General features: G+C 70.1%; 16 protein-coding genes. 7 read left to right on the top strand and 9 right to left on the bottom strand.

Features of this window, described 5'->3' with window-relative positions:
• Positions 1–52 precede the first annotated feature (52 nt).
• Positions 53–1393, top strand: a complete 1341-nt coding sequence (aspS, locus tag QE412_RS15550) for an aspartate--tRNA(Asn) ligase (protein WP_307485902.1) — start codon at positions 53–55, stop codon at positions 1391–1393.
• Positions 1394–1519: 126 nt separating this feature from the next.
• A complete protein-coding gene (locus QE412_RS15545; RefSeq protein ID WP_307485899.1) occupies positions 1520–2575 on the top strand; it encodes an ATP-binding cassette domain-containing protein in 1056 nt (351 codons plus the stop codon).
• A 118-nt stretch (positions 2576–2693) separates the two neighbouring features.
• Here the strand turns inward: QE412_RS15545 and QE412_RS15540 are convergent, their stop codons facing one another.
• The 6 genes from QE412_RS15540 to QE412_RS15515 form a co-directional block, all read right to left on the bottom strand.
• Positions 2694–2996 carry a Dabb family protein gene (locus QE412_RS15540; RefSeq protein ID WP_307485895.1) on the bottom strand — a complete coding sequence of 101 codons (303 nt, stop codon included), beginning with the start codon at positions 2994–2996 and terminating at the stop codon, positions 2694–2696.
• Entirely contained in the window at positions 2993–3271 is a 279-nt protein-coding gene (locus tag QE412_RS15535; RefSeq protein WP_307485891.1) for a glutaredoxin family protein, read from the bottom strand. The genes QE412_RS15540 and QE412_RS15535 overlap by 4 nt, the downstream gene beginning before the upstream one ends.
• Positions 3272–3338: 67 nt before the next feature.
• Positions 3339–3632: a rhodanese-like domain-containing protein gene (locus tag QE412_RS15530; RefSeq protein ID WP_307485886.1), complete on the bottom strand. Its 294-nt coding sequence runs from the start codon at positions 3630–3632 to the stop codon at positions 3339–3341.
• A gap of 82 nt (positions 3633–3714) precedes the next feature.
• On the bottom strand, positions 3715–3813 hold the full coding sequence (locus QE412_RS15525) for a 30S ribosomal protein bS22 (protein ID WP_003792170.1): 99 nt from the start codon (positions 3811–3813) through the stop codon (positions 3715–3717).
• Between the two features lie 81 nt (positions 3814–3894).
• Positions 3895–4086: a helix-turn-helix domain-containing protein gene (locus QE412_RS15520; RefSeq protein WP_307485882.1), complete on the bottom strand. Its 192-nt coding sequence runs from the start codon at positions 4084–4086 to the stop codon at positions 3895–3897.
• Positions 4087–4213: 127 nt separating this feature from the next.
• Entirely contained in the window at positions 4214–4609 is a 396-nt protein-coding gene (locus tag QE412_RS15515; protein ID WP_307485879.1) for an ArsR/SmtB family transcription factor, read from the bottom strand.
• Between the two features lie 107 nt (positions 4610–4716).
• Between QE412_RS15515 and QE412_RS15510 the strand changes: the two genes are divergently transcribed.
• Positions 4717–6120, top strand: coding sequence for a TrkH family potassium uptake protein (locus tag QE412_RS15510; protein ID WP_307487254.1), 1404 nt, complete (start codon positions 4717–4719; stop codon positions 6118–6120).
• Positions 6113–6784 (top strand): potassium channel family protein, encoded by a 672-nt coding sequence (locus tag QE412_RS15505; protein WP_307485874.1) that lies wholly within the window; start codon positions 6113–6115, stop codon positions 6782–6784. The genes QE412_RS15510 and QE412_RS15505 overlap by 8 nt, the downstream gene beginning before the upstream one ends.
• Positions 6785–6813: 29 nt before the next feature.
• Here QE412_RS15505 and proC read toward each other — a convergent pair whose 3' ends face one another.
• Entirely contained in the window at positions 6814–7659 is an 846-nt protein-coding gene (proC, locus tag QE412_RS15500) for a pyrroline-5-carboxylate reductase (protein WP_307485871.1), read from the bottom strand.
• A gap of 157 nt (positions 7660–7816) precedes the next feature.
• On the opposite strand from proC, the gene QE412_RS15495 reads away from it, so the two are divergent.
• Positions 7817–8929 (top strand): alpha/beta hydrolase, encoded by a 1113-nt coding sequence (locus QE412_RS15495; protein WP_307485868.1) that lies wholly within the window; start codon positions 7817–7819, stop codon positions 8927–8929.
• 34 nt (positions 8930–8963) lie between these two features.
• Complete coding sequence (locus tag QE412_RS15490; RefSeq protein ID WP_307485865.1) at positions 8964–9893, top strand: LLM class F420-dependent oxidoreductase; 930 nt, start codon at positions 8964–8966, stop codon at positions 9891–9893.
• 11 nt (positions 9894–9904) lie between these two features.
• Here the strand turns inward: QE412_RS15490 and tadA are convergent, their stop codons facing one another.
• Positions 9905–10345, bottom strand: a complete 441-nt coding sequence (gene tadA, locus QE412_RS15485) for a tRNA adenosine(34) deaminase TadA (protein ID WP_307487251.1) — start codon at positions 10343–10345, stop codon at positions 9905–9907.
• An 86-nt stretch (positions 10346–10431) separates the two neighbouring features.
• Between tadA and upp the strand changes: the two genes are divergently transcribed.
• Complete coding sequence (upp, locus tag QE412_RS15480) at positions 10432–11064, top strand: uracil phosphoribosyltransferase (RefSeq protein ID WP_307485862.1); 633 nt, start codon at positions 10432–10434, stop codon at positions 11062–11064.
• Between the two features lie 254 nt (positions 11065–11318).
• On the opposite strand, the gene QE412_RS15475 is transcribed toward upp, so the two are convergent.
• A complete protein-coding gene (locus QE412_RS15475; protein WP_307485859.1) occupies positions 11319–15086 on the bottom strand; it encodes a TM0106 family RecB-like putative nuclease in 3768 nt (1255 codons plus the stop codon).
• Between the last annotated feature and the right edge of the window lie 87 nt (positions 15087–15173).

Genomic DNA, 15173 nt, shown 5'->3' with positions numbered 1-15173 from the left:
TCGTAGGGATGCGCCCGGTCGCGCGCGGACAGCGCACGTAGACTGGACGATCGTGAGCGAACGCGTCCTGGTCAACCAGCTGAAATCCCTTCCCGCCGGCCCCGTCGAGGTGTCGGGATGGGTCGAAACCGTGCGCGATCAGAAGAAGGTGCAGTTCGTCGTGCTGCGCGACGAGACCGGCGCGGTGCAGCTGGTGAACCCGGCGACGCGCCCCACCGAAGACGGTTCCGAGCAGGATGCCGCTGCCCTCGCCCTGACCGAGACGATCGGCGCGCTCGCGACCGGCACGTTCCTGACCGTGCGCGGCGAGCTCAAGCACGACGAGCGCGTGAAGCTCGGCGGCGTCGAGATCAGGGTCGGCGAGCTCGTGATCGCGGCCGCGGCCAACCCCGAGACGCCGATCGCGGCCGACAGCAGCCCCGACAAGCGCATGGACTGGCGCTTCATCGACCTGCGTCAGCGCCGCAACAACCTCATCTTCCGCGTGCAGACGACCCTCGAGCACGCCATGCGCACGTACTGGGTCGAGCGCGACTACATCGAGGTGCACTCCCCCAAGCTCATGGCATCCCCGTCGGAGTCCAACGCGGAACTGTTCGAGGTGCCGTACTTCGAGGACAAGACGGCCTACCTCGCGCAGAGCCCGCAGTTCTTCAAGCAGATGGCCCAGGTCGCCGGCTTCGGCAAGATCTTCGAGATCGCGCCGGCGTTCCGCGCCGACCCGTCGTTCACGAGCCGTCACGCGACCGAGTTCACCTCGATCGACGCCGAGATCAGCTGGATCGACTCCCACGAGGACGTCGCGCACATGCAGGAGGAGCTCCTGCACACGGCGTTCCAGGCGGTCGCCGACAAGCACGGCGCCGAGATCCAGGAGCTGTTCGGCGTCGAGGTGCAGGTTCCGTCGCTGCCGTTCCCGCGTATCCCGCTGGCCGAGGCCCGTGAGATCGTCGCCGCCCGCGGCTATGACATCCCCCGTACCGACGGCGACCTCGACCCCGAGGGCGAGCGCCAGATCGCGGCGCACGTCGCCGAGACGTTCGGTCACCAGTTCGTCTTCATCACCGACTACCACCCCGAGATCCGCGCGTTTTACCACATGCGCGACGAGGAGACCGGACTGACGAAGTCGTACGACCTGCTGTTCAACGGCGTCGAGATCACCACGGGCGCGCAGCGCGAGCACCGCGTCGACGTTCTGGTCGAGCAGGCGAAAGAGAAGGGCCTCGACCCCGAGCACCTCGACTTCTACCTCGACTTCTTCCGCTTCGGCGCCCCGCCGCACGGCGGCTTCGGCATGGGCCTGGCGCGCGTGCTCATGCTGCTGCTGGGCGAGTCGTCGATCCGCGAGGTCACCTACCTCTTCCGCGGCCCGACCCGCCTGGCCCCGTAAGGTTCCTGCGACCGACGCCCGGGGTTCACGCCCCGCTGGCGTCCCCACGCAATGGTTCCTGCGACCGACGCCCGGGGTTCATTCCCCGGGCGTCGTCGCGTCATCGACACCCCCTACCGTGAGGCCATGAAAGCCTCCCGTTTCGCCGACCCGCCTCCCGGTGATGCACGGGGCTGGGCGATGGCGCTGCGCGGCATCCGCCGTGATCGCGCCGGCTCGCCGGTGTTGCGCGGCATCGATCTCGACATCGACGCGGGTGCTGTCGTGGCTTTCGTCGGACCGTCGGGGTGCGGCGCGTCGACGCTGCTGCGCATCGTGGCGGGGACCGAACGTCCGGACGCCGGTGTCGTCACGATCGATGGGCGATCAGGAGCGGCGGCCCCGAGAGTGATCGAGGTGCGCGATCACACGCCGGTCGCGAGGTTCGCACGCGCGCATGCCGCGATCGTCGCGGCCGCTCGGCGCGCGGGCACGGCGGATGCGGCGGCGACGGCGGAGCGGCTGAGTGCGGTGGTCGGCCTGACCATCGGCGACGAACTCGCCCACCGCCTGTCGCACGGCGACCGGCAGCGGTGGGCTCTGGCCCGCGCCCTCGCCGCGGGGCCGAAAGCTCTCGTTCTCGATGACGCTCTCGCGGCGCTGCCGACGGCGGCCCGCTCCCGGACGCGTGACGACCTCGTCCGCGAGCTGCGCAGCGCTGGCGTCACCACCCTGTGGGTCACGCGCGACACCGCCGAGGCCGCCGCGGTCGCGGACCGCCTCGTCGTCATGGATCGCGGGAGTGTGGTCGCGGACGGCGCGCCCGACGAGGTCTTCGCGAGGGTCGGAGACGTCGCCGTCGCCGACGTGCTCGGCCCGGTCAGCGCGGTGCCGGGCATCGTCGAGGGAGCGGTGGTCGAAGTCTGGGGTCAGGAGCTGCCCCTCGCCCGGGCTGTCAGCGACGGTCATTGCGAAGTGGTGGTCCGTCCCGAGCACGTCGTGCTGGTCGGCGACGACGCACCGGGCATCGATGCCGTGGTGGAAGACAGCACCTTCCTCGGGGGCGTCCGGCGCTCGACGGTCCGCACATCCGACGGGAGTCGCGTCGTCGTCGAGCACACCCCCGAACAGCGGCTCGACGACCGCGTGCGCGTGCGCATCGCCCTGGCGCCGGTGCCGGTGAGCACGCGCCCCATCGGCTGACGGTCGGACGCGTCGAGCCCGAGATCGGCGCATCCGGCAACACCGGCATCCGCCGCACGGGGCGCGCAGGTGACGTCAGGAAGACGTGGTCGACGCGCCGCCGTGGCGCGCTACCGGCTCAGAACGGGTAGTCGACCGAGGAACGCTCGGCCACGACCGAGCGCACGAAGGCCGCGACCTCTTGGTGAGCGGGGTGCACCTGGTAACGCTGCAGAGCCTCGACATCGGCGAACTCGCTCACCAGGGCGACATCCCAGTTGCTGTGTGGGAAGGCGACGTTCTGGCCCACTTCGAGGTGCTCGATCTCGGTGACGACGCCCACCAGACCCTGCAGTCGCTCGGAGATCTGCTCGGCATGCAGAGCACGGGTGTCGGCATCGTCCGCGGCGAGTTTCCAGAGGACGATGTGTCGGATGCTCACGCGGAGGCTCCTTGGGACTCGGACGCCAGCAACGCGGCGCGGAGACGGTCGGCCGAGACGCGCCAGTGCGCGTGCAGCTCGCCGTCGATGAGGACGACGGGGATCTTCTCCCACCACTTCTCGTACAACGCGACGTCGTCGGCGATCGAGGCCTGCTCGATCTCGACGCGATCGGCGACGGCGGGGGGAAGGTCGGCGACGACGCTCTCGACGATCTGCTCGGCCACATCGCACAGATGACAGCCGGGTTTCCCGATCAATGTGAGGGTGGTCACGAATCCATCCTATGAGGCACGGACCACCCGAGTCCGGTACACACGCGGATCGTGGAGGCAGCGCCGATCAGGTGATGACGTCGTAGCCTGCGGCGATCCAGTCACCCGTGCCGCCCTCGACGTTCGTCGCGTCGTGCCCGCGCGCGGACAGCGCCTCGACCACGCGCGCGGAACGGCCGCCGGCCTGGCAGATCACGTCGAAGGGCTCGGCGGGAAGCTCGTCGAGGTGATCGCCGAGAGTCGACATGGGCAGATTCACGGCACCCGGCACGTGGCCCGCGGCGAACTCGTGCTCCTCACGCACGTCGATGAGCGGACGCTGGCGTCCGGCGTGCAGATCGTGGATGGAGATGGACTGCATGCGTGCCTCCGAGAGGGCGGTCGGTGCGACGGATACACGAAGCGCCCGTCACATCAGGACAGGCGCTCGGTGTAGTGGCCGCTTACTTCTTGTTGCGGCGCTGGTGACGAGTCTTGCGAAGCAGCTTGCGGTGCTTCTTCTTCGCCATGCGCTTACGGCGCTTCTTGATGACAGAACCCACGGAAAACCTCACTAAGTCGGGGTCTGGGTGCCGATGTCGGCCCCCGGGAACAGCAGGCGTTGGAAAAAGCCTCGGATCAGTCTAGCCGACGTCGGACACCGGCCGCTGCACGACCTCTGCGACGGCCGATTCTGGCACGCGATAGCTTCGACCGAAGCGCACCGCGGGCAGCTCTCCGGCGTGCACGAGGCGGTAGACCGTCATCTTCGAGACGCGCATGAGCTCGGCGACCTCGGCGACCGTCAAGAACCGCACGTCCGGCAGATCCGCCATAGATCACCCCTCGTCCCGGGTGAACTCACCCTCTAATGCTGTGCACACTCTAGGGGCTGGCTGTGACGGCTGTAAACCGCTGTGACCGATGCGGATAACGTCCCGATACGGACGGCATCCGTCCGCGTCACCGCCCGGGCAGCTTGCGCAGCGCCGTGGAGAAGGAGTGCTTCACCGATGCCGCAGCGCGACCGACCACCTCGGCGGCGTGCACGGCCGACTCCGGAAGAGCGGGTTCGTTCTCGACGTCGACCGAGAAGAACGGCACGAGCCAGTCGTCCACCTCATCGAGCGGAGCGACGGCGAGACTGTAGTAGCGGTGCTGGCCCTCCTCGCGCACCGACACGAGCTCGGCCTCGCGCAGCACCTTCAAGTGCTTGGAGACGGTCGGCTGGCTCACACCGAGGGCCGCGACGATCTGCGACACGCTCGTGCCGCGTTCGCCGCCGGTGGCGCGGTCGAGAAGGAGCTGAAGGATGTCGCGACGCGTTCCGTCAGCGATCACGTCGAAGATGTCCGCCATGGCATCAGATTAGCGGCGCCCCGGCCCGAGTACCATGATTCGGGTTCGGCCACCGAAGGGAGCGGCGCATGGCGGCGACGCCGAACGAGGTGCGGCTGACTGTGCGCATGCGACGCATCGCGTTCACGGCATGGGATCGTCTGCGCAATCTCACGACTGCTTCTCCGGCGCGCTTCGCGGTTCTGGTGTTCGCCGCGCTCATCCTGGTGTTCACCGCTCTCTTCTCGCTGCCGGCGGCCGCTGCAGACGGTCGCGCGACGCCACTGGCCGATGCACTGTTCACGGCCGTGTCGACCATCTGTGTCACCGGGCTGTCGACGGTGAACATGTACACGCACTGGTCGCCGTTGGGCCACGTCATCACCTATGTCGGCGTCAACGTCGGCGCGTTGGGCGTGCTGACCCTCGCTTCGATCCTCGGCCTGGTGATCTCCAAGCGGCTGGGGCTCCGCGCCAAGCTCATCGCCGCCGGCGACAGCAACCCCCTCCGCGCCCACGGCGGTCCCGTGAACGAGGGGCAGACCGTGCGCCTGGGCGAAGTGGGACAGCTGCTTCGCACCGTGGCGCTGTCGACGCTCGTCATCGAGGCGGGACTGACGGTACTGATCTACCCGTCGCTCATCATCGGCGGCATCGACCCGCTCGTGGCGCTGTGGGAGGCCCCCTACTACGCCGCGATGGCGTTCACCAACACCGGCTTCGTTCCCAACGCCGACGGGCTCACCCCCTTCGCGCAGGACTACTTCCTGCTCACGGTGCTCATGATGGGCGTGTTCCTGGGATCGATCGGGTTCCCGGTGATCTTCACGCTGTGGCGCCACTACTGGCGGTTCCGCCTGTGGTCGCTGCACGCCAAGCTCACGATCATCACCACCGTCGTGCTGTTCTTCGTCGGGGCGGGCGTCATTCTGCTGCTGGAATACGACAACCCCGCCACATTCGGCAGCATGGATGCGTGGGACACCACGTTCCAGGCCTTCTTCCTCTCCGCGATGACGCGATCGGGCGGGTTCAGCGTCATCGATATCGGCGACCTCAACGGCGCGACCCTGGTGGTCGGCTCGATGCTCATGTTCGTCGGCGGAGGCTCGGCATCCACCGCCGGCGGCATCAAGGTCACGACCCTCGCCGTGCTCGCCCTCGCCGTGTTCTCGGAGGCGAAGGGGCGCCCCTCGGTGCAAGCCTTCGGTCGACGCATCCCGAGCGACGTGCAGCGGGTTGCCCTCTCCGTCGTCGCGTGGGGCGCCACCATCGTCGCGATCTCGACCGTGACCATCAGCCGCATCACCGACGCGCCCATCGAGAACGTGCTCTTCGACGTCATCTCGGGGTTCGCCACGGTGGGCCTATCGACGGGCCTGACCGCCGAGCTGCCCGACCCCGCCGTCTACGTCATGGCGGCCACGATGTTCATGGGGCGCATTGGTACAGTGACACTCGCCGCGGCCGTGGCGGCCTCGTCTCGATCGCAGCTCTACGCGCTGCCCGTCGAAAGGCCCATCGTTGGTTGAACGCATCCGCAGCGACGCGCCCGTTCTGGTGATCGGCCTCGGGCGCTTCGGCGCCGCGTGCGCCGGTGAGCTCGACCGACTCGATCGCGACGTGCTCGCGGTCGACGGCAACCTCGAGCTCGTGCAGAAGTGGTCGGAACGCGTGACGCACGCCGTGCAGGCCGACGCCCGCAACATCGATGCGCTGCGGCAGATCGGTGCGCAGGATTTCCAGGTCGCCGTCGTCGCCGTCGGCTCGCTGATCGAGGCCTCGGTGCTCATCACCGCCAACCTCGTCGACCTGAAGGTTCCGCAGATCTGGGCGAAGGCGGTGTCGCAGTCGCACGGCAAGATCCTCGCCCGCGTCGGCGCGAACCATGTCATCTACCCTGAGGCCGAAGCCGGTGAGCGTGTGGCGCACCTCGTGAGCGGTCGCATGCTCGACTTCATCCGCTTCGACGACGACTTCGTGCTGGCGAAGATGTACCCGCCCAAGATGGTGCGCGGCGTCGGTCTGAACGAATCGGGCGTCCGCACGAAGTACAACGTCACCGTGGTGGGTGTGAAGAGCCCGGGTCGGCCCTTCCGCTACGCGGAGGCGAACACCGTGGTGACCAACCACGACCTCATCATCGTCTCGGGCACGAACTCCGATATCGAGCGCTTCGCAGCCTTGGACCGCTGACGCCGCGTCTGCGCGGGCGACAGCCCGCGTCAGTTACCGGCTGCGAGCTCTTTCGCGCGGGCCAGGGCGGCTTCGGCAGCGACGGTGAAGGTGTCGTCGAGGCGCGCGGCCTGCAGCACGGCGATGGCCCGCTCGGTGGTGCCCTTGGGGCTCGTGACGCGGCGTCGCAGCTCGGCGGGGTCGACGTCGGAGGCGGCCATGAGTTTCGCGGCGCCGATGAACGTCTGCTCGGCGAGAAGACGCGCCTGATCATCGTCGAAGCCCATGCGTACCGCAGCCTTCGTGAACTCCTCGACGAAGAGGAACACGTAAGCGGGACCCGAACCCGAGATCGTCGAAATGGCGTCGATCTGCTCTTCGGGAACTTCGACGACCGCGCCGACGGTCTCGAACAGGGTCCGAACGACCGAGACGTCGTCGGCCGACGCCGCCGGACCCGCCGCGAGGCCGGTGACCCCCGCGCCTACCAGAGAGGGCGTGTTGGGCATGGAGCGCAGCGTCGCGACGCCGTCGCCGAGGTGGCGGGCGAAAGTCGCGAGTGTGACGCCCGCGGCCAGGCTGACCACGATCGCGCCCGGACGCAGGTGCGGGGCGATCTCGTCGAGCAGAGCGGGGACCATGGCCGGCTTGACGCCGATCAACACGATGTCGGCGGATGCCACGGCGTCGGCGTTGCCATTCGGGTTCGCCTCGAGCGCGACGCTCGTGACCCCCTCGAGGTCGGCGAGCTCCGCCGCCTTCGCGAGCGAGCGGTTGGTCGCGGTGACCCCGCCGCCTGTCAGCCCCGCGGAGAGGAGTCCGTGCAGGATCGCCCCGCCCATGGATCCGGCTCCGAGGATGGCGATCGGGGGCAGCGAGGTGAGGGCATCCGTCATGCCTGACAGTCTACGAACCTCCTCAGACATCGCCCGGCGCGGGCGCTCGTGACACCGGCGGCGTCGGCGGGCAACCCTGAGTGCGGTCGACAGGGGCGCGCGTTAGAGTCGGAAGACGGTGTACCGGGGCACCCGCGAGCGACACGGAGGACCTCTCATGACTCTCTTCGACGGCATCACCGCGCGCCTTGTCGAGACCCACCGGCTGGGCGTCAACGTGCTCGAGCGAGCGGGCGACGACTCGTCGACGGCCCCCGAGCACACGGTCGTCTTCGTGCACGGCAACGTCGCCTCGTCGCTGTTCTGGCAAGAGATCATGCAGGATCTGCCGAGCGAACTCCGCGTGCTCGCCGTCGACCTCCGCGGCTTCGGCCGCACCGAGCACATGCCCATCGACGCCACCCGCGGCGTCCGCGATCTCAGCGACGATCTGCACGCCACCCTCGAGGCTCTCGGCATCCCGACCGCCCACCTCGTCGGCTGGGCACTCGGTGGCGGGGTCGTGATGCAATACGCCCTCGATCACCCGGCGCTGTCGCTCACCCTGCAGGCGCCGGTCTCGCCCTTCGGCTTCGGCGGCACACGTCGTGACGGCGCGCTGCTCGACGACGAGGCCGCGGGAACCGGTGCGGGAACCGCCAATCCCGACTTCGTCCAGCGGCTCACCGAGCGCGACGCGAGCGACGAGGCTCCGACCTCGCCCCGCTCGGTGTTCCGTGCCGCCTACGTCGCCGCCGGGTACACCAGCGAGCACGAAGACGTCTGGGTCGAGGCGATGCTGTCGACCTCGACCGCGCGCGGCAACTACCCCGGCGAGACGGTCACGACCCCGACTTGGCCGGGGTACGCGCCCGGCCGCACGGGGGTGCTGAACACGGTGTCGCCGAAGTTCTTCGACGTCTCCGGCATCGTCGACCTGCCCGACAAGCCCCCGGTGCTGTGGATCCACGGCACCGCCGACGCGATCGTGTCCGACGCCTCGTTCTCCGACGTGAACCACCTGGGTGCGCTCGGCGTGGTCCCCGGCTGGCCCGGCGCGGAAACCGCGCCGGCGCAGCCCATGGTCTCGCAGACGCGCGACGTTCTGGCCGCCTACTCCGCTGCGGGCGGCGAGGTGACCGAGATCGCCGTCGAAGGCGCCGGCCACTGCGTGCACTTGGAGCGTCCGGCATCCTTCCGCCGCGCGCTGCTGACGCACATCGGCTACGTCGGTCGCCCCGCCGACCCCGCCCCGCCCACCGAGGCGATCATCCTGCGCTCCGCCGACTGAGACCCCGTCCGTCCCCCCGTCCCCGGAGGCCACCGTGGAGTATTGCCTGTTCACCGAGCCCCAGCAGGGCTTCTCGTACGACGATCAGCTCGCCTTCGCGCAGTCGGCCGAGCGGCACGGGCTCGACGGCTTCTTCCGCTCCGACCACTACCTGCGCGTGGGCGAGGGCGACCCGCGCCCCGGGCCCACCGACGCGTGGACGACGCTCGCCGGGCTCGCCCGCGAGACCTCCCGCATCCGGCTCGGCACGCTCGTCTCGTCGGTGACCTATCGCGTCCCGGGCATCCTGGCCGTCCAGGTGGCGCAAGTCGACGCGATGTCGGGCGGACGCGCGGAGCTGGGGCTCGGCACGGGCTGGTTCGAACGCGAACATGCCGCCTACGGCATCCCCTTCCCGGCTAAGCGCTTCGATCTGCTCGAGGAGCAGCTCCAGGTCGTGACGGGGCTCTGGCAGACCCCGGATGCCGAGACCTTCACGTTCGAGGGCGAGCACTACCGACTCGATGCGGCGCCGGCCCTGCCCAAGCCCGTGCAGCCCCGCGTACCGGTCATCGTGGGCGGGGGTGGCCCGAAACGCACCCCGGCGCTCGCCGCGCGCTACGCCACCGAGTTCAACATCGGTTTCGTCGCGGAAGATGTCGTGGCCGAGAAGTTCGCCGTCGTGCGGGCCGCGTGCGAGGCCGCGGATCGTGACCCGGCGACGCTGAAGCTGTCTGTCGCGCTGCCGACGATCGTGGGCGCCGACGACGCCGAGATCGATCGTCGCGCCGCCGCCATCGGCCAATCGCGCGCGCAGTTCGACAACGGCGCGAACCTCATCGGCACGCCCGCTCAGATCGCCGAGAAGGTCCACCGGCTACACGCGCTCGGCGCCGAGCGCGTGTACTTCCAGCTCATGGACCTGCGCGATCTCGACCATGCCCACCAGATCGGCTCGGAGTTGCTTCCGCTGCTCCCGCGCTGAGCGAACCGACCTCAGACGTCGTCGCGCCGCGCGGCGAAGAACGCCTGCAATTGCGCCGCCGCCTCGGCTTCGGCGATGCCCCCGACGACCTCGACCCGGTGCGGCAGGCGCCGGTCGCGCAGAACGTCGTACATCGATCCCGCGGCACCGGCCTTGGCATCCCACGCGGCGAACACCACGCGCGGCATCCGTGCCTGCAGGATCGCCCCGGCGCACATCAGGCACGGTTCGAGCGTCACCACGAGCGTGCACCCGGCGAGATGCCATGACCCGATGGCGTGGGCAGCCGCGCGCAGGGCCACCACCTCGGCGTGGGCGGTCGGGTCACCGGTGACCTCGCGTAGGTTGCGTCCCTCTCCCACGATGACTCCCGCCGCGTCGATGACGACCGCACCGACCGGGACGTCTCCGTCGGACTCGGCCTCGCTCGCCAGCGCGAACGCACGGCGCAGCGCGGCACGGTCGGCAGCGGTCGGCGTCACGGGAGCTCCGAAAAGCGGGGGTGGGAGGTTCGAACGGAACGGTTAGCCTTGAGCCTATGCGTGTCCACGTCGCCGACCACCCCCTCATCACCCACAAGCTCACGGTGCTGCGCGACGCGCAGACGTCGTCGCCGGTGTTCCGCCAGCTCACCGAAGAGCTGGTGACGCTGCTCGCGTACGAGGCCACGCGCAACGTGCGTGTCGAGCCCATCGAGATCCAGACTCCCGTGACGCGCACCGAGGGCGTGAAGATCAGCGAGCCGCGCCCGATCGTCGTACCGATCCTGCGCGCCGGTCTCGGCATGCTCGAGGGCATGGTGAAGCTGCTGCCCACCGCCGAGGTCGGCTTCTTGGGCATGGTGCGCGACGAGGAGACCTTCGAGCCCACGACCTACGCCGAGCGTCTGCCCGACGACCTGAGCGATCGTCAGTGCTTCGTGCTCGACCCGATGCTCGCGACCGGCGGATCGCTCGGGGCGGCCATCAACTTCCTGTTCGCGCGCGGGGCGCAGGACGTCACCGCCATCTGCCTGCTGGGCGCCCCCGAGGGCGTCGCGGCGATCGAGAAGCAGGTCGAGGGCCACGACGTGACGCTGGTGCTCGGCGCCGTCGACGAGCGTCTCAACGAGAAGGGCTACATCGTGCCCGGTCTCGGCGACGCGGGCGACCGCCTGTACGGCACGGCCTGACCCCGGATCCGGGGCCACCGCTGCGCGGCTCGTGCCCCGTCCGCGGGCGCGCGGGCGGGGCACGTTCGCGTATCGCCGCGGCACCGCACGCTTTGGGGCGTGTTCTTCCGTTTGGGGCGTCGTATTTCGCGCCCCGAACGGAAGAACACGCCCCAAACCTGACCGGGCGCGCCCCGCAAACGGAACAGCGCGCTCCAACTCGTCCCAGGACATCACGAACGGGGTGCCGGGACGCCCCGATGCGAAGCCGGCGATCACTCGGCGCCGGCGACGAGACGCGCGAACCCGCTCAGGCGCGCTACGCCCTCTGGCGTGCGGGGAAGGTCGTCGAGCAGCGACGGCGAGTACACGACGTACGCCGCCTGCATCGCCCGCGAGATCGCCACGTTGATGCGGTTGCGTAGCAGCAGGAACTCCAATCCTCGGGGAGCTTCGCGACCCGACGACGCCGCGAGCGTGAGGATCGCCACGACCGCTTCCTTGCCCTGAAACCGATCGACGGTGCCCACCGGCACGTCGGCGAGACCCGCTGCGGCCAGCGCCTCTTCGACCGCGACCTGCTGCGCGTTGTACGGGGTGATGACGATGATGTCGTCGGCACGGAGCGGCCGTTCGTCGTGCACGACGGCGGAGTCGCCGGTCCCGCCCTCGGCCCCGGTCCACGCGCGTCCGACGAGGTCGGCCACGAGGCGCACGACCTCGGCCGCCTCTTCGGGGGAACAGGTCGCATTCCCGCTGTGGCGCACCGGCACGGCGTGCACGCCCGGCTCCACCCCGTCGAGCTGGCGGAGCGCCGTCGACGGGTGAGCCGCGAGACGCCCCTCGTACGACAGGCGCGACACCGGCTCCGCGACGGCCGGATGCATGCGGCGCGTGCGCGCGAGGAAGTATCCGAGCTCGGCCGGCACCACCTCGGCGCCGTCGATGATCCAGCCCAGCGCCGACGTGTCGACCGGCTCGGGGTGCGTGCCCTGGCTGACCTGGGGCAGCTGTTGCGGGTCGCCCAGCAGCAGCAGTCGCTGCGCCGAGAGCGAGACGGCGATGGTCGAGGCGAGCGAGAACTGCCCCGCCTCATCGATCACGAGCAGGTCGAGGCTGCCGCGTGGGATGCGGGCCTCGTGACTGAAGTCCCACGCGGTGCCGCCGACGACGAACCCGTGCGCGGCGTTCTCGGCGGTGAAGGCCGCGACCCCGTTCTTCGGCAGCACCGTGAACGCGTGCGACACGCTCGGGTCTTTCGGCGCCTTGCCGACCCGGGATGCCGGAACCCCCGCCGCGATGACCTGGTCGAGCATGTGCTCGATGGTCGCGTGAGACTGCGCGACGACACCGATGCGATAGCCGCGCTCGGCCACGAGCCGGGCGATGACGTGCGAGCCGACATACGTCTTGCCGGTGCCAGGAGGCCCCTGCACGGCGAGGTAGCTGCGGTCGAGGTCGATGACGCTGCGGGCGATCGCGGTGACCTCGTCGACGGCGTTGCCCGTTTCGGCAACGCCAGTCGCGGGGGCGCCCGTCGCGGGGATACCCGTCACGGCAGCGGTCGCGCCGGAAGCGGTCGCGCCGAGGACGCCCGTCACGCCGAGGGTGCCCGTCACGCCGGCGGTCGTCTCACCGGCGATCGTGTCGCCGGTGCATACGTCGCCGCCGATGCCCGGAGCATCGTCGGCCGGCCGAGCGTCGCCCGGGGCGCCGGGTCGATGAGCGACGGGCACGAGTGCGCCCGACCGGGTGCGCGGGGGGACACGGCGCAGGATGTCGGCCGCGGGCCCCTCGGGAATCGCCGGCGCCGCGGCCAGGATCGCGTCTGCCCACGCGTCGATCGCCTTCTGCTGGTTGCCGGCGCGCGGGGGCGCGGGCGGGGTGAGTGCCAGCGGCAGTTCGTCCCATGTCACGCCGTCGGCGGCGACCTCTTCGACGACCGCACCGTCATCGAGCACCTCGCGCACGGTGACCCGACGAGCGCCGTGGATCCACCGCGGGCGGGTGTCGAGCGGGAAGGGCACGGGCAGGTCGTAGACGGCGAAGGGTTCGGCATCTGCACTCAGGCGGGTTCCCGGCGCGAGCTCGCCGCGCAGCTCGACCAGGCGACGCTCGGATCCCCGACCTGACTCGGCGATATGCCAATCGGCCACGACGCGCGAGCGGGAGGCGTCGACGACCACGACATCGCGGGTCTCTTCCCACACCGACACGGGCTCGCGCAGACGCAGGAAGTGCGTCGCCCAGTAGGTCTTCTCTTCGCGGGGGTAGTAATCGATCGCGGCTGCCGCCAGACGCAGGGCCGTCGCATCGGGGGAATCGGTGCCAACGGACTCGGCCGCGTGCGCCGCCCAGCGTTGGAGGGCCGTCGCGCGCGGGGAGGGCTCGTAGGCCTGTTCGTCGGGCTCGGCGCCGCGGGCGGGCACCGCGCCCGATTCGCGCGCGCGATCGACCAACCAGTCGCGCAGGCGACGAGTCGACACGCAGTCGTACCGGTTGTAGTCGGCGAGGTCGTCGAGCACCGCCTGCGCGGCATCGGCGGCACCATCGGCCGCGAGGGCGCGCGCCTCGACGTACTTCACGATCGAGTCGTCGCCGCGCTGCACGTCGCTCGTGCGCACCTTGTCGCCCATGTAGAGCGGCTCGAGCTTCTTGATCGAGTACGAGCGCGACCCGACGCGGAGCGCGCGACGCACGACCGGGTACAGGTCGACGAAGACCCCGTCGCGCAGCAACCGGTCGACGTCGGCCTCGCGTACTCCGTAGCGCGCGGCCATCGTCAGCAGGTGCGTCGGCTCGTACGGGGCGTAGTGATAGATGTGCATGTTCGGATACTGCTGGCGGCGCAGGGCGACCATATCGAGGAAGCGCTCGAGCGCGATGCGCTCCTCGTCGAAGGTGTGCGCCCACAGCGCGCCGTACGTCTCACGGGTGTCGACCCAGCCGAACAGGTAGTCGATGCCCCAGTGCTCGCCCACGCCCTCGGTATAGAGGGGGTCGCCCTCGAAATCGAAGAAGAGGTCACCGTGGTCGGGGCGCGGGAGCACCCCCAGCGACTTCGGCGCCACGACCTCGAACGTGGGCACCGCGTGCGCGGGCGCGTCGTCGGCGGGCACGCCCGCCGGACTGTCGAGCTGCAGTCGCGCCTGGGTACGCAGCGAGGCGAACGTGTCGCCGCCCATCGCCGCGGGTGCGGCGGTGGCCCGAGCGAGATCGTCGATGGTCAGGATGCCGCTCGCGCGGAGCCGATCGCGCTGCACGGGTCGCATGCCCGCGACGAGGAGCAGGTCGCGGTGCGCCACGACCTCGAGCTCGCAGGTGGCGCACCGCCCGCACGCGACGACATCGAGGTCACCGCGCGCGTCGCCCCAGCCGATCACGGGGCCCGCCGCGCCGAGCTCGACGCTGCGGTCGGCGATCAGCGCGCGCAGACGCTCTCGCCGCAGCGCGAAGACCGGGAGCAGGTCGTCGACGCGATGTGTGCTCGTCGTGCCGTCGCCGAGCAGCAGCTGGACCTCGTCGGAGCGCGGGACGCCCAGACGGTCGAGCTGGTCGACGTAGGCCGCGAGTTGCATGAGGGCCGTGACGCGGGCGCGGCGGGCGAGCTTGGTGTCCTGCACGATCCACGGGCGCACCCCGTCAGACCCCGGGACGGGGGTCCGGACGAGGAAATCGGCGAAGCCGACGAACTCGTCGGTGGCGAAAGCAGCCTGGTAGACGACTTCGACGGCGGGATCGGCCAGAGCGTCGTCGGTGAGACGCACGGCCTCGGCGAGCGCTACAGCGTCGGACGACCGCGCAGCGGGGATCTCGCGCACCGCCGTACCGAAGCGCGCGCGGTACTCGTCGAGCACCCGCAGCTCGTGGGCGGTGCCCAGGCGCGCCGCGCGCTCGAGGGTGGCGTCTTCGGGGTCGTCGACGGCGGCGATACGACCGATCTTGGCGTCGATGGCCCGCAACCAGGCGAACTCGCACTCGGCCGCAGCCTTGAGGTCGCTGGCGCTCCAGACGATCCGCCCGTCGTGTTCGATGTACCGCATGGGAATCCACGCTAACGGGGGCCACCGACATCGCCGTGCGCGCGTCCACAGGGTCGGCCCACTGCGGGAAACGGCCGCCACAGTGTC

The sequence above is a fragment of the Microbacterium trichothecenolyticum genome (assembly GCF_030818955.1).
Lineage (GTDB): Bacteria > Actinomycetota > Actinomycetes > Actinomycetales > Microbacteriaceae > Microbacterium > Microbacterium trichothecenolyticum_B.
This window is presented reverse-complemented; position numbering and strand designations above follow the sequence as displayed.